Annotated in this window: 23 protein-coding genes; 11 read left to right on the forward strand and 12 right to left on the reverse strand. The window is 61.5% G+C overall.

The features are described from left to right. Nucleotides 1-25 precede the first annotated feature (25 nt). The 3 genes from proC to WA943_RS03850 form a co-directional block, all read right to left on the reverse strand. The gene (gene proC, locus WA943_RS03840; protein ID WP_424468522.1) at nucleotides 26-853 is read right to left on the reverse strand and encodes a pyrroline-5-carboxylate reductase; all 828 of its coding nucleotides are present in this window, start codon (nucleotides 851-853) and stop codon (nucleotides 26-28) included. A 39-nt stretch (nucleotides 854-892) separates the two neighbouring features. Next, nucleotides 893-1,396 (reverse strand): YbjN domain-containing protein, encoded by a 504-nt coding sequence (locus WA943_RS03845; RefSeq protein WP_424468523.1) that lies wholly within the window; start codon nucleotides 1,394-1,396, stop codon nucleotides 893-895. 181 nt (nucleotides 1,397-1,577) lie between these two features. Next, on the reverse strand, nucleotides 1,578-1,883 hold the full coding sequence (locus WA943_RS03850; protein ID WP_424468524.1) for an accessory factor UbiK family protein: 306 nt from the start codon (nucleotides 1,881-1,883) through the stop codon (nucleotides 1,578-1,580). 110 nt (nucleotides 1,884-1,993) lie between these two features. Here WA943_RS03850 and lgt point away from each other — a divergent pair, with 110 nt between their 5' ends. The 11 genes from lgt (at nucleotide 1,994) to WA943_RS03905 (ending at nucleotide 11,021) form a co-directional block, all read left to right on the forward strand. Next, a complete protein-coding gene (gene lgt, locus WA943_RS03855) occupies nucleotides 1,994-2,851 on the forward strand; it encodes a prolipoprotein diacylglyceryl transferase (RefSeq protein WP_424468525.1) in 858 nt (285 codons plus the stop codon). Beyond that, nucleotides 2,851-3,936, forward strand: a complete 1,086-nt coding sequence (locus tag WA943_RS03860; RefSeq protein ID WP_424468526.1) for a class I SAM-dependent methyltransferase — start codon at nucleotides 2,851-2,853, stop codon at nucleotides 3,934-3,936. Before lgt ends, WA943_RS03860 begins: the two co-directional genes overlap by 1 nt. A gap of 10 nt (nucleotides 3,937-3,946) precedes the next feature. After that, the gene (gene pgeF, locus WA943_RS03865; protein WP_424468527.1) at nucleotides 3,947-4,711 is read left to right on the forward strand and encodes a peptidoglycan editing factor PgeF; all 765 of its coding nucleotides are present in this window, start codon (nucleotides 3,947-3,949) and stop codon (nucleotides 4,709-4,711) included. 249 nt (nucleotides 4,712-4,960) lie between these two features. Then, nucleotides 4,961-5,893 carry a ribose-phosphate pyrophosphokinase gene (locus tag WA943_RS03870; protein WP_424468528.1) on the forward strand — a complete coding sequence of 311 codons (933 nt, stop codon included), beginning with the start codon at nucleotides 4,961-4,963 and terminating at the stop codon, nucleotides 5,891-5,893. Between the two features lie 155 nt (nucleotides 5,894-6,048). Then, nucleotides 6,049-6,738 (forward strand): 50S ribosomal protein L25/general stress protein Ctc, encoded by a 690-nt coding sequence (locus WA943_RS03875; RefSeq protein WP_424468529.1) that lies wholly within the window; start codon nucleotides 6,049-6,051, stop codon nucleotides 6,736-6,738. A 39-nt stretch (nucleotides 6,739-6,777) separates the two neighbouring features. Continuing rightward, nucleotides 6,778-7,413, forward strand: coding sequence for an aminoacyl-tRNA hydrolase (pth, locus tag WA943_RS03880; protein ID WP_424468530.1), 636 nt, complete (start codon nucleotides 6,778-6,780; stop codon nucleotides 7,411-7,413). A 2-nt stretch (nucleotides 7,414-7,415) separates the two neighbouring features. Continuing rightward, nucleotides 7,416-8,525: a redox-regulated ATPase YchF gene (gene ychF, locus WA943_RS03885; RefSeq protein ID WP_424468531.1), complete on the forward strand. Its 1,110-nt coding sequence runs from the start codon at nucleotides 7,416-7,418 to the stop codon at nucleotides 8,523-8,525. A 33-nt stretch (nucleotides 8,526-8,558) separates the two neighbouring features. Beyond that, complete coding sequence (locus tag WA943_RS03890; protein WP_424468532.1) at nucleotides 8,559-9,236, forward strand: dienelactone hydrolase family protein; 678 nt, start codon at nucleotides 8,559-8,561, stop codon at nucleotides 9,234-9,236. A 142-nt stretch (nucleotides 9,237-9,378) separates the two neighbouring features. Further along, on the forward strand, nucleotides 9,379-9,816 hold the full coding sequence (locus WA943_RS03895) for a MarR family winged helix-turn-helix transcriptional regulator (protein WP_424468533.1): 438 nt from the start codon (nucleotides 9,379-9,381) through the stop codon (nucleotides 9,814-9,816). A 248-nt stretch (nucleotides 9,817-10,064) separates the two neighbouring features. Then, nucleotides 10,065-10,487 carry an organic hydroperoxide resistance protein gene (locus tag WA943_RS03900; RefSeq protein ID WP_424468534.1) on the forward strand — a complete coding sequence of 141 codons (423 nt, stop codon included), beginning with the start codon at nucleotides 10,065-10,067 and terminating at the stop codon, nucleotides 10,485-10,487. A 36-nt stretch (nucleotides 10,488-10,523) separates the two neighbouring features. Then, complete coding sequence (locus WA943_RS03905; RefSeq protein ID WP_424468535.1) at nucleotides 10,524-11,021, forward strand: glutathione peroxidase; 498 nt, start codon at nucleotides 10,524-10,526, stop codon at nucleotides 11,019-11,021. Here WA943_RS03905 and WA943_RS03910 read toward each other — a convergent pair. From WA943_RS03910 to WA943_RS03950, 9 genes are all read right to left on the reverse strand, one after another. After that, nucleotides 11,018-11,821: a formylglycine-generating enzyme family protein gene (locus tag WA943_RS03910; RefSeq protein ID WP_424468536.1), complete on the reverse strand. Its 804-nt coding sequence runs from the start codon at nucleotides 11,819-11,821 to the stop codon at nucleotides 11,018-11,020. The genes WA943_RS03905 and WA943_RS03910 overlap by 4 nt on opposite strands. 184 nt (nucleotides 11,822-12,005) lie before the next feature. Continuing rightward, nucleotides 12,006-13,661, reverse strand: coding sequence for a sulfatase-like hydrolase/transferase (locus WA943_RS03915; RefSeq protein WP_424468537.1), 1,656 nt, complete (start codon nucleotides 13,659-13,661; stop codon nucleotides 12,006-12,008). Between the two features lie 131 nt (nucleotides 13,662-13,792). Next, nucleotides 13,793-14,449, reverse strand: a complete 657-nt coding sequence (locus WA943_RS03920; RefSeq protein WP_424468538.1) for a class II aldolase/adducin family protein — start codon at nucleotides 14,447-14,449, stop codon at nucleotides 13,793-13,795. Then, a complete protein-coding gene (gene mtnA / locus WA943_RS03925) occupies nucleotides 14,442-15,539 on the reverse strand; it encodes an S-methyl-5-thioribose-1-phosphate isomerase (protein ID WP_424468539.1) in 1,098 nt (365 codons plus the stop codon). The genes WA943_RS03920 and mtnA overlap by 8 nt, the downstream gene beginning before the upstream one ends. Before the next feature lie 22 nt (nucleotides 15,540-15,561). Next, nucleotides 15,562-17,112: a TerC family protein gene (locus WA943_RS03930; protein WP_424468540.1), complete on the reverse strand. Its 1,551-nt coding sequence runs from the start codon at nucleotides 17,110-17,112 to the stop codon at nucleotides 15,562-15,564. Nucleotides 17,113-17,121: 9 nt separating this feature from the next. Next, nucleotides 17,122-17,649 (reverse strand): adenine phosphoribosyltransferase, encoded by a 528-nt coding sequence (locus tag WA943_RS03935; RefSeq protein WP_424468541.1) that lies wholly within the window; start codon nucleotides 17,647-17,649, stop codon nucleotides 17,122-17,124. Nucleotides 17,650-17,663: 14 nt separating this feature from the next. Then, complete coding sequence (locus tag WA943_RS03940) at nucleotides 17,664-18,551, reverse strand: S-methyl-5'-thioadenosine phosphorylase (RefSeq protein WP_424468542.1); 888 nt, start codon at nucleotides 18,549-18,551, stop codon at nucleotides 17,664-17,666. A gap of 153 nt (nucleotides 18,552-18,704) precedes the next feature. Further along, the gene (locus tag WA943_RS03945; protein WP_424468543.1) at nucleotides 18,705-19,508 is read right to left on the reverse strand and encodes a cytochrome c1; all 804 of its coding nucleotides are present in this window, start codon (nucleotides 19,506-19,508) and stop codon (nucleotides 18,705-18,707) included. Nucleotides 19,509-19,525: 17 nt separating this feature from the next. Further along, nucleotides 19,526-20,797, reverse strand: a complete 1,272-nt coding sequence (locus tag WA943_RS03950; RefSeq protein ID WP_424468544.1) for a cytochrome b — start codon at nucleotides 20,795-20,797, stop codon at nucleotides 19,526-19,528. Nucleotides 20,798-20,802: the final 5 nt, after the last annotated feature.

Consider the following 20,802-nt stretch of genomic DNA (forward strand, 5'->3'; position numbering starts at 1 on the left):
GGACCGCCAGGCGCGGACCCTTCCGCTATCGGCCGAGTTCGCGCGCGCGGTCGCGCGCCGCTGCCGTGGCACGGCGCATGAGCGGCGAAAGGCCGCCCTCGCCCATCAGCACGTCAAGCGCTGCCGCCGTCGTGCCGCCGGGAGAGGTGACGTTCTTGCGAAGCACCGCCGCCTCGTCGGGAAGCTGATGAAGCATTTCGCCAGAGCCGCTGACGGTTGCCCGCGCAAGCTGCATCGCAAGCTCCGGCGCAAGGCCGAGCGCCTCGCCTGCCGCCGCGAGACATTCGGTCATGTAGAAAACATAGGCGGGACCGGAACCGGAAATCGCCGTCACAGCGTCGATCTGCGGCTCGCTATCGACCCAGCCGACTTCGCCGACTGCGGCGAGAAGATCGCTCGCCAGCGCGCGCTGCTCCGCTGTCGCCTGAGCATTGGCAAAGGCCGCCGTGATGCCGCGCCCAATGGCCGCTGGCGTATTGGGCATGGCGCGCACGGCAGCGATCTCGCCGCCGAGCAACTCCTTCAGCCGCAAAAGACTTGTGCCCGCTGCAATCGACAGAAAGAGCGTGTCGGGAGAGACAAGGGCGCGAAGTTCCGGCAGCACGCTCTCCATTGCCTGCGGCTTCACCGCAAGCAGCACGACGGAGGGATTGCGCGCCGCGAGATCGGCAATGCCGAAATTCAATGGAATGCCGCGTTCGGCGATAAGCCGCGCCACATCCGGCGTCGGCGACGGATCGCGCACGAAAACCTGCTTCGGCGGGAGCCCCTTGTCGAGCCAGCCCGAAAGAAGCGCGCCGCCCATCTTGCCAGCGCCGACAAGAACCAGCGGACGTTGAAGTGCGAGTGTCATGGTTGAAACCGTATTCTGAAAATGTCGAGAGGCTGAGCCTCAGGCATTGCCCCGCGTCTCGAACATTGCGGCGGCGATTGCGTCTTCGGCACTCTTGCCCGCCCAGAGGACGAACTGCACCGCCGGATAATAGCGCTCGCAAGCCTCGACCGCGAGACGCAGCAGCGCCTCGCATTGCTCGGGCGTCGCCGTCGCACCGCCGCAAAGCAGCAGGCTGTTGCGATAAAGAAGCACACCCTCTTCCGACCACATATCGAAATGGCCGGACCAGAGCTGCTCATTGATGAGGCTGAGCAAATGCCGGATCTGCGGACGCTTTTCAGGCGGCACACGCATGTCCAGCGTCGAGGCGACGTGAAGCCCGGAGAGATCGTTGCGCCAATTGAGGGAAATCTGGTGGTCGCGCCACTCGCCAGCGACGCAGATCGTCAGCTCGTCTTCATGGCTGCGCTCGAAAATCCAGTCGCGGATCGAGGCCACCTGTTCAAGAAGATCCAGGGGGTTTGCGTCGAACTCGTCGGCTTCAACGAGAGAAGCGGTCATTTGAACCCCGATCATGCAACCCGTCGCGGGACGAACCCGACTGGCGACCTCACAACATATTGTAGGTCTGGGCCCCCGAACCTACCAGTCCAACGTGGCCCATGCATTGAGTCGGTGCAAGCAAAGACGGCGGCGCAACGCAAAAATCTGCGGATTTCTGGGGAAAACTCGGGGCGCCGGTTCAGTCTTCGGCGGCTTCCCCTGAAGACCCGCTGGCCGCCTTCGATGCCTTGGGGCCGGCGGCGAGGGCTGCTTCCAGCGCTTCGATGCGGGCCTTCAGCGTCTCATTCTCCTCACGAGCGAGGCTCGCCATGGCGCGCACCACCTCGAATTCCTCGCGCGGAACCAGATCGAGATCGGCAATCAGGCGCTCTGCCTGCGAGCGGATCACCGTTTCAACCTCCTGACGAACGCCCTGCGCTGCGCCTGCGGCATTGGTGAACAGCCGGGCTAGTTCGTCGAGCACGCGGTTCTGCGTCTGGGTCATACGTCCGTCTCCATGCGATACAAGATGCGAACATATCCGCCCCCGACTTGACACTCAACCGATGGCGGCGACACTAGCGCCGCCCCGACACCTCCAGCGCGGACCCCTCAATGACCGGAATTCCCTTCCCGAATATCGATCCGGTGCTGATCCATCTCGGGCCGCTCGCCATCCGCTGGTATGCGCTTGCCTATATTGCGGGCCTGCTTCTGGGCTGGCGCTACATCCTCGCCATGATCGACACGCCGCGCCTCTGGGCAGGATCGCCCTCGGTGACGAGGCTGAATATCGACGACGCCCTGCTCTGGGCCATGGCGGGCGTCATCCTTGGCGGGCGCATCGGCTATGTGCTGGTCTATGATTCCGTCGACTACATCAACAATCCGCTCGAAATCTTTGCCGTCTGGCATGGCGGCATGAGCTTTCACGGCGGCGCCTTCGGCGTGCTGGTCGGCCTGGCGCTTTATGCGCGCCGCAACGGCGTTCCGCTTCTGGCGCTGTTCGATCTCGCCAGCGCCGCCGCGCCGATCGGCCTCTTCTTCGGACGCATCGCCAACTTCATCAATTCCGAACTCTGGGGCCGCGTCACCGATGCGCCATGGGGCATCATCTTTCCCAATGGCGGACCAGAGCCGCGCCATCCGAGCCAGCTTTATGAAGCGGCGCTTGAAGGCATCGTCCTCTTCATCGTGCTGCGCATATTGAGCCACAGCTTTCACGCGCTGAAGCGGCCCGGTACCATCTGGGGCGCATTCATTGCGGGCTATGGCTGCGCGCGCGTCTTCGTCGAATTTTTCCGCCAGCCCGACATTCAGCTCGGCTATCTCTATGACGGCTGGCTCACCATGGGCATGCTGCTGTCACTGCCGATGATCCTCGTCGGCCTTCTGATCGTCTGGCAGGCACCGCGTCTTGAAGCGTGGACGACACGCAAACCCGCTGGCAACCCGGCTCCGAAGCGTAAGTAATGGCACCTCTCAATCAACATATCGCGCGCCTCATCACTGAGGCCGGCCCCATCTCCGTCAGCAATTTCATGGCGCTGGCGCTTGGTCATCCAAAGCTCGGCTACTACATGACGCGCGATCCGCTCGGCGCGCAGGGCGATTTCACGACGGCGCCCGAAATCAGCCAGATGTTCGGCGAACTCCTCGGCCTCTGGATCGCCGAAACATGGATCGCGCAAGGCCGCCCCTCGCCTTTCATCCTTGCCGAACTCGGGCCCGGACGCGGAACGCTGATGGCCGATGCTTTGCGCGCATTACGCGCGGTTCCGGGAATGCTCGACGCAATGAAAGTGCATTTCGTCGAGACGAGCCCGGTGCTTGCTGCCGCGCAAAAGCAGAATGTGCCAAATGCCACATGGCACGATCGCTTCGACACGCTGCCGCAAGGTCCGCTCTTTCTGATCGCCAATGAATTCTTCGACGCGCTGCCGATCCGCCAATTCGTAAGAACGGAACGCGGCTGGTGCGAGCGTTTCGTGATGCTCGACGATGACAGCACGCATGACGCGCCGCATTTCGTGCCCGCGATCACTCCGGTGCCGCTTGCCTCCGACGATATGCTGCCGCCATCGGTGCGCAACGCGCCCGTCGGCAGCCTCGCCGAAGTCTCGCCCGCATCGAGCGCCTTTGCCGAGGATATAGCGGCGCGCATTGCAAAACATGGCGGCGCGGCAATCATCATCGATTACGGCCACGCGAAAAGCGCGCCGGGCGATACGCTGCAGGCCTTGCGCGCGCATAAGTTCGTCGATGCATTCGAAGCGCCCGGCGAAGCCGACCTGACGGCCCATGTCGATTTTGAAGCGCTTGCGCTTGCCGCGCGCGCAGGCGGCGCGGTTGCGCATGGCCCCATCGAACAAGGTTCGTTCCTGCGCGCGCTCGGGATCAGCGCACGCAGCGAAGCCCTGAAAGCGCGTGCAACGCCTGAACAGGCGCGCGACATCGATCTCGCCGAACGCCGATTGACCTCGCGCGACGAGATGGGCAGCCTCTTCAAGGTGATGGCGCTGACTGCGCCGGATGCGCCCGGCCTCGCCGGATTTTGAGGAAACCAGAATGCTGACGGCAAAACCGCTCGAAGCTCTGAGCCATATACGCCACGGCTTTTTCACGCGCGAAGGCGGCGTGTCGAAGGGCATCTACGCATCGCTGAATTGCGGCCTCGGCTCGGACGACGACAAGGGCGCGGTGAGCGAAAATCGCGCGCGGGTGGCGCAAGGCGTGAATGTCGCGCCTGACAGACTTCTGACCGTCCACCAGATCCACAGCCCCAATGTCATCCGCGTCACGGAACTCTGGGAGCCATCCGCTGCGCCGCAAGCCGACGCGATGGTGACCGATCTGCCAGATGTCGCGCTCGCCGTTCTCGCCGCAGATTGCGCGCCGGTTCTCTTTGCTGACAATGGGGCGGGCGTTATCGGCGCGGCGCATGCGGGCTGGAAAGGCGCATTCACAGGCGTTCTGGAAGCAACCATCGACGCGATGGTGAAAATGGGGGGCGCGCGCGAGCGGATCGTCGCCGCGATCGGCCCCTGCATTTCACGCGACGCCTATGAAGTCGGCCCGGAATTTCGCGACCGCTTTCTCGATACCGACAAGGCCAACGACAAATGGTTCGTGGCGTCGGCGCGCGATGGCCACTTCATGTTCGATCTTCCCGCCTATGCCGCCTCGCGCCTCAAGGCCGCGGAAATCGCCGCCATCGCCCTGCCCGGTGTCTGCACCTATGCCGACGAAAAACGCTTCTTTTCCTATCGGCGCACGACGCATCGTGGCGAAGGCGACTATGGGCGGCAAATGTCGGCAATCGCATTGAGGTAGCCCACACGCCGGGTCCTCGCGATTCGCCATTCAATGGGGCGATTTGGCACAAGCTGCCGGAAAATCCTGATGCGGCGGCTTTTCACACGCGACCAAACGCGAAAGACCGCGGCATAGCGGCAACGCTTCGCAACACCTTTGCCAATCGCGCCGCCTCGCTGTTTACAGGCCGAAAACGCCTTGTTACAACCCGCTCGCGCCGTCGCACGACTGTCACGAGACGGCAAGATCCCCGGGGGTTCCAAAGCCATGAAGCTTGTCGCAGGCAATTCAAACCGGGCGCTGTCCGAAGCCATTGCCGCCTATCTCGATCTTCCGCTCACCAAATCGGTGGTGCGCCGCTTCGCGGACATGGAAGTTTTCGTAGAGATTCAGGAAAACGTCCGCGGCGAAGACGTTTTCATCATGCAGTCGACCTCCTACCCCGCCAACGACCATCTGATGGAACTGCTCATCATCATCGATGCGTTGAAGCGCGCCTCCGCGCGCCGCATCACGGCAGTCGTTCCCTATTTCGGCTATGCGCGACAGGACCGCAAACCCGGCCCCCGTTCGCCGATCTCGGCCAAGCTCGTCGCCAATCTCATCACCAAGGCCGGTGCCGACCGCGTGCTGACGCTCGATCTTCACGCCGGGCAGATTCAAGGCTTCTTCGACATTCCGACCGACAATCTCTTCGGTGCGCCCGTGCTCACTCACGATATTGAGGAGCACTACAAGGGCCAGGACCTGATGATCATCTCGCCGGACGTCGGCGGCGTGGTGCGCGCCCGCGCAATCGCCAAGCGCATTGGCGCCGACCTTGCCATCGTCGACAAGCGCCGCGAACGCGCCGGCGAAAGCGAAGTGATGAACATCATCGGCGACGTGAAGGGCCGCTCCTGCATCCTCGTCGACGACATCGTCGACAGCGCCGGAACGCTCTGCAACGCCGCCGAGGCGCTGCTCGCCAAGGGCGCGACCGCGGTTTCCGCCTATGTGACGCATGGCGTCCTGTCCGGCGGCGCTGTCGCCCGTGTCGCCGCCTCGCAGCTCAAGGAGCTGGTCATCACCGATTCGATCCAGCCGACCGAGGCCGTGCGCGTCGCCCACAATATCCGCACCGTCACCATCGCCCCGCTGATCGGCGAGGCCATGCGCCGAACCGCCGAAGAACGCTCGGTTTCCAGCCTTTTCGACTGAGCGAAGGGGACGCCTCGTCCCCTTCCCCAGCTTGAGTTTTCCCCTATCGGGCGCTATAAACCGCCCCAACCGGCGTCCACACCCCTGGAGGAAACGCCGCGAGCCACCGGTGGGCAGCCCGCTCCTGGGGCTATTTTTGTTGGAGAATCAACGCTATGGCCGAGATACTAACGCTCAAGGCCGAGGCGCGTACGAAGAGCAGCAAGGGGGCTGTTCGTTCGCTTCGTCTCGCAGGCCGAGTCCCCGCCGTCATTTACGGCGACAAGAAGACCCCGGAACTCATCACCGTCGACTACAAGGCCGTGAACGCCCTCTACCAGACGGGTACGTTCACCAGCAACCTTCTGAACGTCGAGATCGACGGGAAGATTGAACGCGTCATTCCGCGCGACGTGCAGCGCGAAGTCGTTCGCGACTTCATCATCCATGTCGACTTCCTGCGTCTCGGCAAGAATGCGACCCTGACCGTCAACGTGCCGGTGCATTTCACCAATCACGAAGCATCGCCCGGCCTCAAGGCTGGCGGCCTGCTGAACATCGTGCGCCACGAGATCGAACTCATCTGCCCGGCGGAATCGATCCCCGAGGCCATCGAGATCGACCTTACCGGCTACGAAATGGCCACCTCGATCCATATTTCGGCCGTCAAGTTCGCCGAAGGCGTGCGCCCGACGATCACCGATCGCGACTTCACGGTTGCGACGATCGTGGCTCCCGCCGCTGTCGTTTCGGCTGAATCGGCTGCTCCCGCTGCAGCGGCTCCCGCCGCTGGCGCGAAGGCAGCAGCGGCTCCCGCCGCAGCTGCTGGCAAGGCCGCTCCCAAGGCGCCTGCCGGCAAGAAGTAAGTCCCAGGGCATAGGGATCAACATAAAGGAGCGCGGGCGATGATGCTGCTCGTGGGCCTCGGAAATCCCGGCCCGAAATACGCCTTCAACAGGCACAATATCGGCTTCATGGCGGTGGACGCGATTGTCCACCGCCATTCCTTTTCCGATGCGCGACAACGCTTTCAAGGATTGACCTGCGAAGGCGTGCTGGGCGGCGAAAAGGTGATCGCGCTGAAGCCGATGACCTATATGAACGAATCCGGGCGCTCCGTCGGCGAGGCGATGCGCTTCTTCAAGATCGAGCCGCAGAATGTCGTCGTCATCCATGACGAACTCGACCTGCCCGCAGGCAAGCTGCGGATCAAGACCGGCGGCGGCGCAGGCGGGCATAACGGCATCCGCTCGATCATCTCGCACATCGGCGAAAACTTCCGCCGCGTGCGCATCGGCATCGGCCATCCGGGCTCGAAAGACCGTGTACTGAACGCCGTGCTTGGCGACTTCAGCAAGACAGAAATGAAATGGGTCGAGCCGCTGCTCGACGCCATCGTCAGCGAAGCCCCCCTTCTCGGCGAAGGGCGCTTCAACAGCTTCGGCAACCGCATCCATCTGCGGCTCAACCCAGAGCCGCCGAAACCGGAAGCGAAACAGAAGCCGGCTTCAAAAATCGATAAAGAAAACGGAGACAAGTAGTCATGGGTTTCAAATGCGGCATCGTCGGATTGCCAAATGTCGGCAAGTCGACACTTTTCAACGCGCTGACCCAGACGGCGGCGGCACAGGCCGCGAACTACCCCTTCTGCACCATCGAGCCCAATGTCGGTGAAGTGGCCGTGCCGGACCCGCGCCTTGCCACGCTTGCAGCAGCGGCCAAGAGCAAGGAAATCATTCCGACGCGCCTGACCTTTGTCGACATTGCGGGCCTCGTCAAAGGCGCCTCGAAGGGCGAAGGCCTCGGCAATCAGTTCCTCGCCAATATCCGCGAAGTGGACGCCGTCGCCTATGTGCTGCGCTGCTTCGTCGATGACGACATTCTGCACGTCGAAAAGCGCATCGACCCGCTGGCCGACGCCGAAATCGTCGAGACGGAACTGATGCTGTCCGATCTTGAAAGCCTCGAAAAGCGCGTCACGGCGCTGGAGAAAAAAGCTAAAGGCGGCGACAAGGACGCAAAGCAGCAGGTCGATCTCATCAACATCGCTCTTGCCTATCTGCGCGAAGGCAAGCCCGCCCGCTTTGCGATGAAGGACGGCAAGATTGACGACGAGGACGAGAAGGCCTGGAAGGGCCTGAACCTTCTGACATCGAAGCCCGTGCTTTATGTCTGCAACGTGGAAGAAGATTCCGCCGCAACCGGCAATGAATATTCAAAGCTCGTCGAAACGCGCGCCGCAGCCGAAGGTGCTGAAAGCGTCGTCATTTCCGCGCGCATCGAAGAAGAAATCGCGCAGCTTCCAAACGAGGAACGCACAGAGTTCCTCGAAACGCTGGGCCTTGAAGAGCCGGGCCTCAACCGCCTGATCCATGCCGGCTACAAGCTGCTGCACCTGATCACCTATTTCACCGTGGGACCCAAAGAAACCCGCGCCTGGACGATCACGCAAGGCACGCGCGGCCCCAAGGCGGCGGGCGTCATCCATACCGATTTCGAAAAGGGCTACATCCGCGCCGAAACGATCGCCTATGACGATTACGTTTCTCTGGGCGGCGAACAGGGCGCGAAGACGGCAGGCAAGATGCGCGCTGAAGGCAAGGAATACGTCGTGCAGGACGGCGACGTGCTGCACTTCCTCTTCAACACCTAATAGTGTCGAGATAAAGCAACGGGGAGAAATCGAATGTCACTCAAAGGCAAGATGATCACCTTGAAGAGCGGCGATGGCGTGGACATCGACTGCTACCATGTGAAGGCCGAAGGCGCGCGCAAGGGCGGCCTCGTGCTCATCATGGAAATCTTCGGCGTCACCCATCACATCAAGGAACTTTGCGACGGCTATGCGGCACGCGGCTATGACGTCGTGTCGCCGCAGCTTTACGACCGTCAGGTGAAGGGCTTCGAGGCGACCTATTCGCAGGAAGACATTCAGAAGTCGCTCGATTATCGCGCCAAGACGACGACAGAGAACTTCGTCAATGACGTGCAGATGTGCGTCGACAGGCTGAAAGCCGATGGCAATGCCAAGACCTTCATCACCGGCTATTGCTATGGCGGCACGGTCGCATGGGTCGCTGCCTGCCGCGTAAAGGGGCTCAATGCAGCGTCCTGCTATTACGGCGGCGCCATCAAGAGCTTCATCGGCGAAAATCCGAAAGTGCCGACCATCTGCCACTTCGGCGAAAAGGATCACGGGATCCCGATGGACGACGTGCGCGCCATCGAAAAGGCCCATCCCGACGTGAAGGTCTTTGTCTATGACGCAGACCACGGCTTCAACTCCGACCGCCGCAACAATTACGACAAGGCGTCTGCCGAACTGGCGCTGAAGCGCACACTGGAGCTTTTTGAAAGCGTCTGAGCGCTCGAAATCCTGACTATCGAAAGGGAGGCCGCCATGCGCGCCTCCCTTTTTCATGACCGGTCGCCGTCGCGCTAATCTATTGCGCACAAGAGAGTGGCTCGCCATATAATGCGGCACTCGTTCCTCTGCGGTGCTCCCCATGAAAAAAGCCAGCGATCCCCTGCTCCTCTCCAATCAGCTCTGCTTCGCGCTCTATTCCTCGTCGCATCTGCTGACCAAGGCCTATAAGCCGCTGCTGAAGGAACTGGGGCTCACCTACCCGCAATATCTCGCCATGCTGGCTCTGTGGGAAGAAGACGGCGTGACGGTGGGCGCGCTTGGCGAACGGCTGTTTCTCGATAGCGGCACGCTGACGCCGCTGCTGAAGCGGCTCGAAGCGGCAAAGCTTCTGAAGCGCGAACGCAGCGGAGCGGATGAACGTCAGGTCTTCATCCACCTGACGGAAAAGGGCCGCGCGCTGCGAAAAACCGCCGCCACAATCCCCGGCCGCGCCGCTTCGGCAACCGGGCTGGGGATCAATGAACTCATCGCACTTCGCAGCAAACTCAACGAGTTACGCGAGCAGCTTGCGGAGTAAGTGAGGTTCCCACCAGCGTCATCCCGGGCTTCGAGCCCTTTCCCATCTTCACCATCCAATTCCGTCATGGCCCGACTTGATCGGGCCATCCAGCTACCCGCCGTTTTTCGACAAAGATGGATGCCCCGGTCAAGCCGGGGCATGACGAACAGGGGCTACTTCGAGGGCCTCACGATTTTATATTGCACACAATTTAATTGCTCACTATATATAATGCCTGACGCTTCCCAACCGAAAGGAATGCCCCCATGAAAGTCCTCTATACCGCGCATGCGACGACAAGCGGCGGCCGCACCGGCAAGTCGAAGTCCTCCGACGGCCAGCTCGCCGTCAATCTCGTGACCGTGAAGGAACTTGGCGGTCCGGGCGGCGACGGCACGAACCCCGAGCAGCTTTTCGCGGCGGGCTATTCGGCCTGCTTCCTGAGCGCCGTGAAGCTCGTTGCCGGACAGCAGAAGAAAGCCGTGCCTGACACAGCCTCGATCACAGCCGATGTCGGCATCGGGCCGCGCGACAACGGCGTCGGCTTCGGCCTTGCCGTGACGCTCAATGTCTCGCTTCCGGGCCTCCCCCGGGCAGAGGCTGAGAAGCTCGTCGCGGACGCACATCAAGTGTGCCCCTATTCCAACGCGACACGCGGCAATGTCGATGTGAAGCTCGTTATCGTCTAAAATCGACACGCCTGAAACACCGGCAGGGAGCCCCAAATGGCCAGCGACAAGAACAGGACCGCTTTCGACTTCGAGTTCCAGAGCCTGAAGGGTAAGCCCCTGCCGTTGAAGGCATTCGCGGGACACCCCGTCATCATCGTCAATACGGCGTCGAAATGCGGCTTCACGCCTCAGTATAAAGGCCTCGAAGCCGTGTGGCAGAAGCACAAGGCGGACGGCCTCGTCATGCTCGGCGTGCCGTCAAACGACTTCGGCAATCAGGAGCCGGGCGAAAGCACGGAGATCGCCGAATTCTGCGAGATCAATTTCGGCGTCGATTTTCCGCTCACCGAAAAAGTGCATGTGAAAGGCTCCGACGCGCATCCGCTTTTCAACTGGATCGGCGAGCAAGGCGGCTTCCTCGCAAAGCCGCGCTGGAATTTCTATAAATATTTTATCGGCCGCGACGGCACGCTGAAAACCTGGTTCTCAAGCGTCACGACGCCCGACAGCGCGAAGTTCGGCAACGCGGTGAAAGACCTGCTGAAAAGCTAGGGCCCGGCTGCTTCCAGAACAGTGCGGAAACCGAGATGGCTCGCTGCCAGATCCGCTTCCTGCCCCTGTCGCGAGCCCGCGCGATAGCGCATGCAATAATTCGGCGCGCATAAATATGAGCCACCCTTGATGACATGCTGCGCCACATTGCCCGCATAGGCGTCGCTCGTCCACTCCCATGCATTGCCGATCATGTCGTAAAGGCCGAATCCGTTCGGCTTGAAGCAGCCCGCAGGCGCAAGACCGACGAAACCGTCTTCGCCCGAATTCATCACCGGAAAAACGCCCTGCCAGGTATTCGCATCCTTGGGCTGATCGTGATCCATGGTCGCATTCGGATTGCCGCCACGCGCCGCCCACTCCCATTGCGCTTCGCTCGGCAGCGCCCGGCCCTTCCATTTTGCGTAAGCAAGCGCGTCTTCATAGGCGACGGCGACGACCGGGAAACGCCCGTGCCCCTCAATGGAAGTGTCCGGCCCGCCGGGATGGCGCCAGTTCGCGCCGGGAATATATTGCCACCATTGCGTGATGTTGCCGCTGCCGTCGACACTGTTCGGCATGACGAAGACAACGGCGCCCGCCTTGCGCATATCGTCCGGCAAATTCGGATGCAACGCGGCATCCACCGGGCGCTCGGCGACAGTGACATATCCGGTCGCAGCGACGAATTCGGCAAATTGATCGTTGGTCACTTCATGCCGGTCGATCCAGAAGCCCTGCACCGACATTTGCCGAACGGGTTTTTCTTCCGCATAGACCGTATCGCCCATCTGGAACGTTCCGGCCGGTACGAAAACCATGCCCGGATGCGTGCCCGATGCATCTGTCCCGGCAGCGAGGCAGCGAGGCGGCGCAGCTTGTGCAAGTTGCGCCGCCTGCCTCCCCCCTTGAACCCATAACATCGCGGCGCCCCCCGCCAGCAATGTAACAAGGCCCAGGATCGATAGGCCGAACCGTCGGCTTGTCATCAATGAAGCCGCCTTCTCAGTTCGCCCAGTAGATATATTCGTCGTTCGGGCTCTCCGGCGCATTCGCCGGATGATCGATCGCGATGGCCGCTTCCGCAAGCGCAGGCCAGCCGGCCTTGTGCTGCTGCCCGTCCACCTCCAGCAGCGCAGCCATCAACTCCGCGACCTTTTCAGGATGAACATCGACGAGGTTTTTCTGCTCCGTCGGGTCGTCCTTCAGATTGAAGAGCCAGTTCTTCTTCGGCCGCTCGGAAACCTGCAGCTTCCAGTCGCCATCGAGCAGGGTCTTGTAGTCGCCGGAGCGCCAGTAAAGCGTCTGATGCGGACGACCCGTCTCCTTGCCTTCAAGGAAGGGAATGAGGTTCACGCCATCGACGACGCGATCGGTCGGCACAACCGCGCCCGCAGCACCTGCTGCCGTCGCGAAGATGTCGACATGGCCGACAGGTTCGGCAAATTTCGTGCCCTTGGGCAGTGCCGCCGGCCACTTCATGAAATAAGGCACATGGATGCCGCCCTCAAAGAAGGTCGCCTTCCAGCCGCGATAGGGCTTGTTGATGTCGGGCAAGCCGATGTAATTCGCGCCGCCATTATCGCTGGTGAAGATCACCAGCGTATTCTCATCGAGCCCTTCGGCCTTCAATGCCTCGAGAACATGGCCGACATTTCGGTCGAGCGCGCGGATCATCGCCGCATAGACGCGCATCTCGTGATCCTTGATCATCGGCAGCGCGTCGTAATCCGCTTTCGTCGCCTGAAGCGGCGTATGCGGCGCATTGAAGGCGAGATACATGAAGAACGGACGGTTCTTATTCGCCTTGATCGCTTCGACGGCCTGGCCGCCCAGATAATCCGTCATATATTTATCGGGCGCAAAACGCGGGCCGCCATCCTTGCTCACAGCATAGGGCAGCGCCGCCCAGAGGAACTTGTCGATCGGATCCCAGGGCTGCCTCGACTCCACCATGTCCGGCGCGCCGATAGGTGCATAAAGCTGCGCGCCCATCATGAAGGCGAGCGACTCGTCAAAGCCCTGCGCGCCCGGCTTCATATCGGCCTGTTCGCCGAGATGCCATTTGCCGAACATCAATGTGTGATAGCCCTGCTTCTGCAGAAGCTCGGCCACCGTCACTTCGCTTGCGGGCATGCCCAAGGTGGAGATGGCCGGATAGTTCTCCGCGCGCTCGGGATAATAGATGGGCTTGTGAAGACCATGAGCATCCTCGCCAACCATCTTCATGAAAAGCGGATGCGCGGGCGTGAACTCATAGCCAAAGCGCGTCGCATAGCGCCCGGTCATAATCGCCGCGCGCGAGGGCGCGCAGGTCGCATTGCCCGCATAGCCATTGGTGAGATCGACGCCGTCGGTGGCGATGGAATTCATGTTCGGTGTCGGCACGACGCCGCCCGCAACACCGCCGCCATTGAAGGTCAGATCGTTGTAGCCGAGGTCGTCGGCCAGAATGAGAATGATATTAGGTGGGCGCTTGCCGGCAACGGGCGCCTCCGGCCCCTTTTGCCACGTAACGGGCTGGTTCGGGCCGATGGGATCGCGAAGCTGCGTAATGGCGCGCACGAGAACGATCGGGTTCTGCTTGATATAGAGCGCCCCTCCGATTGCAACGACAACCAGCACGGCAAGCACGCCCCCGCCCCACTTCAATGCTCTCATACGATCCCCCCGCCCGGATGCGCCGCAGTTCGACACATCATTTAATGGATAGCATTACAAAGCTAACCGAAGCAGGCTCGCTGCGCAATGGAGGGAGATGCGGAAATGATCCGAAAAATGCGGAGACGCGGTCAGCGCCCCGGCTGGCCATAGGTGCGGAACTTCTCGACGACGCGAGCCATTTCGGCATCGCTGAGAAGATCGGGCTCGCCGATTTGCAGCGCCCGCCAATATTGGCCGGCCAGCGTTTCAACCTCATGGGCGAGCTTCAGCGCCTCGTCGAGGCTTTGCCCAAGCGCGATCTGGCCGTGATGGGCGAGCAGACAGGCCTTGCGGTCCTGCAATGCCGCAACAGCGTGTCGGCCAAGCTCTTCCGATCCGAAGGTGGCATAGGGCGCGCAGCGAATATCGCGCCCGCCAAGCAACGCGACCATGTAATGAAACGGCGGAATGTCGCGCTTCATCACAGCAAGCGTTACCGCATAGTCCGAATGCGCGTGAACGACGGCCCGGGCATCGGCCCGCGCGGCATAGATCGCCGCATGCATGTGCCACTCGCTCGAGGGCGCGAGGCTGCCTTCAGGCACGCGCCCATCCAGCCCCATCCAGACGATATCGCCCGGCAAAAGGTCGTGATAGGCAAATCCCGTCGGCGTGATGAGCATGCCGTCGCGCCAGCGCAACGACACATTGCCGGAGCGCTGCGGCGACAGCCCCGTGCGCTCAAGATCGAGACCGGCATCGATCACGCTTTGCCGCGCCCAGGCTTCGTCGGAAACCTCAGCCACGTTTGCGCTCGGGATAGAGGGTGAGCAACCCCTCGCGGCTCGCCGCCGCAATGCCGCGCTCGGTGATGAGGCCGGTGACGAGGCGCGCAGGCGTCACGTCGAAGCCGTAATTCGCAGCCTCGCTGCCGGGCGCCGAAATCTCGACGGTCACGATCTCGCCCTGCGCGGTTCGCCCCGTCATATGCGTGACCTCGCGCGCTGAGCGCTGTTCGATTGGAATTTCCGCGACGCCATCATCCAGCGTCCAGTCTATCGTCGTATACGGCAGCGCGACGTAAAACGGCACGTCATTGTCTTCGGCAGCAAGCGCCTTCAGATAGGTGCCGATCTTGTTTGCAACGTCGCCGCGCGATGTCGTGCGATCCGTGCCGACGATGCAGAGATCGACAAGCCCGTGCTGCATCAAATGACCGCCCGCATTGTCGGGAATGATCGTATGCGGCACGCCGTGGCGACCCAGCTCGAAGGCGGTGAGCGAGGCGCCCTGATTGCGTGGCCGCGTCTCATCGACCCAGACGTGAACGGGCAGCCCCGCATCATGCGCCATATAGATCGGCGCGAGCGCCGTGCCCCAATCGACGCAGGCGAGCCAGCCCGCATTGCAATGCGTCAGCACATTGACGGTCTTGCCGGGTTTTGATTCCGCATGGCCGCGAATAAGCTTCAGCCCCTGCTCGCCGATCTTGCGGCAGATTTCAACATCGTCGTCGCAGATCTTCGCCGCTGCCGCATAAGCGGCCTCGACGCGCGCATTGTGCCCGTGGGGCGAAACGGCGCGAAGCATTTCATCGAGCGCCCATTTGAGATTGATCGCCGTGGGACGCGTCGCCGCCAGCATTTCATAGGCTTCGTGAAGCGCCGCATCGGATGCATCGTCGCGAAGCGCGAGGCAAATCCCGTAAGCAGCCGTCGCACCGATCAGCGGTGCGCCGCGCACAATCATATCCTTGATCGCGCGCGCGGCATCTTCGGCATTGCGCAGACGCAGCGTCTTGAATTCATGCGGCAGCTTCGTCTGGTCGATCACCTCGATGGACCAACCGTCATCCGCAACCCAGATCGTACGATAGTGAACGCCGTCGATTTTCATGGGCCTAACCTCCACGCGATTGTCAGTCGCCGTTGCGGCTCGGACAATCCTCAATTTCCAACTCGGCGATGCGGCGACCTTCCATCTTCGTCACCGTGAAGGCAAGGTCGTCGCGTTCGAGCCTGTCGCCAAGCTCGGGCAAACGCCCGAGATACCACATCACATACCCCGCAATAGTCGAATAATTATCGCCCTGTGTTGCGAGATCCCGCCCTATCGCGACGGACAGATGGCGCACATCGGACCAGCCCTCGACGCGCCAATGGCCGTCGCCGATTTTCGTCAGCCAATGCTCGCCGTCTTCGTCATCGGGAAATTCGCCGGCAATGGCCTCCAGCATATCGGTCGAGGTGACGAGGCCTTGAATGCCGCCATATTCGTCGGTGATGAAAGCAAGCTGAACGCGCGTGAGCCGGAACATGTCGAGCAGCTTCAGCACGCCGAGCCCTTCATGCACGACGAGCGGCTCGCGGATGCTGCGCGCTTCGTCGATGGCGCCCCGCGTCAGCAGGTCTTCCATCAGATCCTTGGCGCGCGCATAGCCGACGAGATCGTCAACACTTGTCCGGCACACCGGATAAAGCCCGTGCGGCGAGTTGCGCAGAATGTCGAGCAGCTTCTCCGGATCATCGGCAAGCGACACCCAGACAATCTCGCGCCGCGGCGTCATGATCGAACTGACAGGCCGCTCGCCCAGCATCAAAACGCCGCTGACCATGCTGCGTTCTTCGGCGCCGAAGACGCGCCCCTCCGCTTCCGTCGCGCCGTTGCCGGAGCCCGCTTCGCCATCTTCGACAGAGCCGCCGAGAAGCCGGAAAATGGCTTCCGCCGTGCGCTGGCGGAACGGCATCGCCGCCACCTGCTTTGCCCTGTTCCTCTGCGTCCACTGGTTGAAGGCTTCGATGAGAATGGAAAAGCCGATGGCCGCGTAAAGATAGCCCTTGGGAATATGAAAGCCGAAACCATCCGCGATGAGGCTGAAGCCGATCATCATCAGAAAGCCGAGGCAGAGCACGACGACGGTGGGATGCGCATTGACGAATGTCGTCAGCGGCTTCGATGCAAGCATCATCACGAGAATGGCGATGATGACGGCGGCCATCATCACCGGCAGGCTGTCGACCATGCCGACGGCGGTGACGACGCTGTCGATCGAGAACACGGCGTCGAGAATGATGATCTGCGTGACGATGAGCCAGAAGCCCGCATGCACCTTGGCGGTGTTGCGGCTCTCATGCGGCGGCTCAAGCCGCTCATGCAGTTCCATCGTCGCCTTGGCGAGCAGGAATATACCGCCGCCCAGCATGATGAGATCGCGCCCCGATACGGAAAATCCGTAAATGGTGACAAGCGGCGCGGTCAGCGTCACGAGCCATGAAATGCTCGCAAGCAATGCAAGGCGCATGATGAGCGCGAGGCTGAGGCCTGTGAGACGCGCGTGATCGCGCTGATGCGGCGGCAGCTTGTCCGCAAGGATCGCGATGAATACGAGATTGTCTATGCCGAGAACGATCTCGAGCACGACAAGGGTAGCAAGGCCTATCCAGATCGTCGGATCAGCAATCCATTCCATCGGGGGTTTTTAGTGCCCTTCAAATGAGCAGAGAGACAGGACTTCAATGTCGAGCGCTTCGAGACGCTCGCGCCCGCCAAGATCGGAAAGCTCGATGACAAAACTGGCCGCCAGCACATTGCCGCCCGTGCGCGCGACGAGTTTTACGGCCGCTTCCGCCGTGCCGCCGGTTGCGATCAGATCGTCGATCAGCAAGACGCGCGCGCCCTCGGCAATGGCGTCGGTGTGAATCTCGACCATGTCGGTGCCATATTCGAGATCATATTCCTCAGCGATCGTCTTCCAGGGCAGCTTGCCCTTCTTGCGCACCGGCACGAAGCCAAGACCGAGCTGATGGGCGACCGCGCCACCAAGAATGAAGCCGCGCGCTTCAATGCCCGCAACGACATCGAACTTGGCGCCCTGATGCAACTGGACCAGCGCATCGACGGCCGTGCGAAAGCCTTCTGCGTCGCCAAGCAGCGTGGTGATGTCGCGGAACATGATGCCGGGTTTGGGATAATCCGGGATCGAGCGAATGAATTTCTTCACATCCATAGTCCTGTAAATCCTTAGGCCTTCAGCACACGGCCCGCCACCGCGTCGAGCCTCTTGATGAGCGCGGGATCGCGCTTGTCGGGAGCGGTGATGAGCGCATTGTCGAGAGCGGTGTCGATGCCCTGCGGCGAGGGCGTACGCTTCGGGCCGAAACTCGTCGCCACTGCGCGCAAGACTGTGCGCGACTGAACGGCATTTTCGCCGAGAATTCTGACGACCGAGGCAACATCCACGTTGTCGTGATGCGGATGCCAGCAGTCGTAATCCGTCACCATGGCGACCGTCGCATATGGAATTTCCGCCTCGCGGGCGAGTTTTGCTTCCGGCATGTTGGTCATGCCGATCACGGAGCAGCCCCAGGAGCGATAGAGGTTTGATTCCGCCAGCGTCGAGAATTGCGGGCCTTCCATGACCATGTAGGTGCCGCCGCGCGCATGGGGAATGCCATGCGCCTTGCAGGCCGCCTCGATATGGTCGCCAAGCCGCGAGCAGACGGGCTCGGCCATCGACACGTGAGCAACGAGGCCGGGGCCGAAGAAGCTCTTTTCGCGGGCGAATGAGCGATCGATGAACTGATCGACGATGACGAAAGTGCCCGGCGGCAATTCTTCCTTCAGCGAACCGACAGCCGAGACGGAGATGATGTCCGTCACGCCCGCGCGCTTCATCGCGTCGATATTGGCGCGATAATTGATGCTGGAAGGCGAATGCACGTGGCCCCGTCCGTGGCGCGGCAGGAAAACCATCTCCACATCGCCGCTATCGGTGGGCAGCACGCCAAAGTGCAGCGCATCGGACGGCTCGCCCCAGGGGCTCGCCACATGCTCCCAGCGCTCATTCTTGAGCCCCGGAAACTCGTAAACGCCGCTGCCTCCGATAACGCCCAGAACCGTCTTCGTCATACCGACCTCTTACCGCCTCCGCGCCGCGCAGGCGGCAAACGTAATAAATGCCCGCTCGCGCGGGCCGCGAAACATAACAAACTAATGCGTCGCGGACATGAAAAAGGGCCCCACACGAGGCCCTTTTCCTAAATCCGATTGTCTGCGGCCCGTTTAGTGCTGGTCGGACCAGACTTTGCGCGTCGCAAAGAAGAGAATTCCTGCGAGCACCAGAAGGTAGATCATGACCTGGAAGCCCATGCGATGGCGCTGTTCGAGCTTGGGCTCTGCAGTCCACATCATGAACGCCGAAACGTCCTTCGACATCTGATCGACCGTATTGGGCGTGCCGTCGCCGTAATCGACCTGGCCTTCCGCAAGCGGCGGCGGCATGGCGATCACGCCGCTACCCGCAGCAAAATACGGGTTGTAATGACCGCCTGCCGGCATGGCTACGTCCGCCGGTGCATCCTTGTAGCCCGTCAGCAGGGCATGGATGTAATCGGGGCCGCCGTTACGCGCCTTGGCGAGCAACGACAGGTCCGGCGGCGCAGCGCCGAGCGAGGCGGCTGCCGCTTCCGGATTCGGATAGGGAGCCGGCATCTTGTCCTTGCCTTCGCCGGGACGCTCGAACATGTCGCCGGACTGATCGGGGCCGTCCTGCACCTTGATTTCGGCGGCAAGCGCCTTCACTTCCGGGCCGCTGAACTCCGGCCCACCGGGCTCGCCCAGATTGCGGAAGTGGATGAGGTCCATCGAATGGCAGCTTGCGCAGACTTCCTTGTAGACCTTGTAACCGCGACGAAGCTGGCTGCGGTCAAAGGTGCCGAAGGGGCCGTTGAACGACCAGTCCACATGTTCCATTTCCGGACCGCTCTCCGCTGCCTGAACGGAGGCAGTGGAGACGAAGGCCGCGGCCATGGCGACCGTCGCAAAGGCGGCCACGGTGGAAAGCTTCTGGATCATCTTCATTTTCATATCCGTCTCTCCCCCACTCAGCTCTTCGCCGCGGCGGTATGACCGCCGAGCACCGAAGCCGAAATGCTTTCCGGCAAGGGCTTGGGTTTTTCGATCAGGCCCAACAGCGGGAACAGAACGAGGAAGTGGAAGAAATAGTAGAACGAGAGAATGCGCGACAGATGCGTGATGGTGAAGGAGATGTCGCCGACCTGGGCAACAACATTGTCAGGCAACTGACCGCCGCACCAGCCGAGCACCAGACACACAACGATGTGGATCCAGAAGAACTGCTTGTAGAGCGGGCGGAAACGCGCCGAACGAACCTTCGACGTATCGAGCCAAGGCAGGATGAACAGCACCGCGATGGCGCCGAACATCAGAATAACGCCACCGATCTTGGACGGCACGGCACGCAGGATCGCGTAGAACGGCAGCAGGTACCATTCCGGCACGATGTGCAGCGGCGTCTTCAGCGGATCGGCCACAACGTAGTTCTCGACGTCGCCCAGCGAGTTGGGCGCGTAGAACACGAAATAGGCGAACATGATCATGAACAGAACGAGGCCGAACGCGTCCTTACTGGTGTAGTAAGGATGGAACGGAACCATGTCCTGCTTGCCCTTGGCATTGATGCCAGCGGGGTTGCCGTTGCCGGGCACGTGCAGCGCCCAGATGTGCAGGATGACGACGCCCGCGATCAGGAACGGGAAGAGATAGTGCAGCGAGAAGAAGCGGTTGATGGTCGGATCGCCGATCGCAAAACCGCCCCAGAGCCACGTCGCAATCGACTGGCCGACAAAGGGGATTGCACCGAAGAGGTTGGTGATGACCGTCGCGCCCCAGAAGCTCATCTGGCCCCAGGGAAGCACGTAACCGAAGAACGCCGTCGCCATCATCAGGAGATAGATGAGGCAGCCGAGGATCCACAGCACTTCGCGCGGCGCCTTGTAGGAACCGTAGTAAAGGCCGCGGAACATGTGGATATAGACGGCGATGAAGAACATCGAGGCGCCGTTTGCGTGAATGTAACGCAGGACCCAGCCGTAGTTCACGTCGCGCATGATGTGCTCGACGCTGGCAAAGGCGAGCGCCGTCGTCGGGACGTAATGCATCGCCAGCACGACGCCGGTGATGATCTGCACGACGAGGCAGAAGCTCAGGACGCCGCCGAAGGTCCACCAATAGTTGAGGTTCTTCGGCGTCGGATAATCGACGAAGCTGTCATTGACGAGGCGAAGGATCGGTAGGCGCTCGTCGAGCCAGCGGCTTGCGCCGTTGGCGGGTGTATAGGTGCTCTCACCACTCATGGATT

This window comes from Parvibaculum sp., assembly GCF_049651025.1.
GTDB lineage: Bacteria > Pseudomonadota > Alphaproteobacteria > Parvibaculales > Parvibaculaceae > Parvibaculum.

Coding starts and splice junctions, on each gene's coding strand:
- WA943_RS03910 (WP_424468536.1), bottom strand. CDS start 11,821: ATGGTTTTCGTACCGGCCGGAACGTTCCAGATGGGCGATACGGTCTAT.
- WA943_RS03945 (WP_424468543.1), bottom strand. CDS start 19,508: ATGAAAATGAAGATGATCCAGAAGCTTTCCACCGTGGCCGCCTTTGCG.
- WA943_RS03845 (WP_424468523.1), bottom strand. CDS start 1,396: ATGACCGCTTCTCTCGTTGAAGCCGACGAGTTCGACGCAAACCCCCTG.
- WA943_RS03850 (WP_424468524.1), bottom strand. CDS start 1,883: ATGACCCAGACGCAGAACCGCGTGCTCGACGAACTAGCCCGGCTGTTC.
- WA943_RS03895 (WP_424468533.1), top strand. CDS start 9,379: ATGAAAAAAGCCAGCGATCCCCTGCTCCTCTCCAATCAGCTCTGCTTC.
- WA943_RS03875 (WP_424468529.1), top strand. CDS start 6,049: ATGGCCGAGATACTAACGCTCAAGGCCGAGGCGCGTACGAAGAGCAGC.
- WA943_RS03915 (WP_424468537.1), bottom strand. CDS start 13,661: ATGAGAGCATTGAAGTGGGGCGGGGGCGTGCTTGCCGTGCTGGTTGTC.
- mtnA (WP_424468539.1), bottom strand. CDS start 15,539: ATGAAAATCGACGGCGTTCACTATCGTACGATCTGGGTTGCGGATGAC.
- WA943_RS03870 (WP_424468528.1), top strand. CDS start 4,961: ATGAAGCTTGTCGCAGGCAATTCAAACCGGGCGCTGTCCGAAGCCATT.
- WA943_RS03905 (WP_424468535.1), top strand. CDS start 10,524: ATGGCCAGCGACAAGAACAGGACCGCTTTCGACTTCGAGTTCCAGAGC.
- lgt (WP_424468525.1), top strand. CDS start 1,994: ATGACCGGAATTCCCTTCCCGAATATCGATCCGGTGCTGATCCATCTC.
- WA943_RS03950 (WP_424468544.1), bottom strand. CDS start 20,797: ATGAGTGGTGAGAGCACCTATACACCCGCCAACGGCGCAAGCCGCTGG.
- ychF (WP_424468531.1), top strand. CDS start 7,416: ATGGGTTTCAAATGCGGCATCGTCGGATTGCCAAATGTCGGCAAGTCG.
- WA943_RS03935 (WP_424468541.1), bottom strand. CDS start 17,649: ATGGATGTGAAGAAATTCATTCGCTCGATCCCGGATTATCCCAAACCC.
- pth (WP_424468530.1), top strand. CDS start 6,778: ATGATGCTGCTCGTGGGCCTCGGAAATCCCGGCCCGAAATACGCCTTC.
- proC (WP_424468522.1), bottom strand. CDS start 853: ATGACACTCGCACTTCAACGTCCGCTGGTTCTTGTCGGCGCTGGCAAG.
- pgeF (WP_424468527.1), top strand. CDS start 3,947: ATGCTGACGGCAAAACCGCTCGAAGCTCTGAGCCATATACGCCACGGC.
- WA943_RS03930 (WP_424468540.1), bottom strand. CDS start 17,112: ATGGAATGGATTGCTGATCCGACGATCTGGATAGGCCTTGCTACCCTT.
- WA943_RS03890 (WP_424468532.1), top strand. CDS start 8,559: ATGTCACTCAAAGGCAAGATGATCACCTTGAAGAGCGGCGATGGCGTG.
- WA943_RS03900 (WP_424468534.1), top strand. CDS start 10,065: ATGAAAGTCCTCTATACCGCGCATGCGACGACAAGCGGCGGCCGCACC.
- WA943_RS03860 (WP_424468526.1), top strand. CDS start 2,851: ATGGCACCTCTCAATCAACATATCGCGCGCCTCATCACTGAGGCCGGC.
- WA943_RS03940 (WP_424468542.1), bottom strand. CDS start 18,551: ATGACGAAGACGGTTCTGGGCGTTATCGGAGGCAGCGGCGTTTACGAG.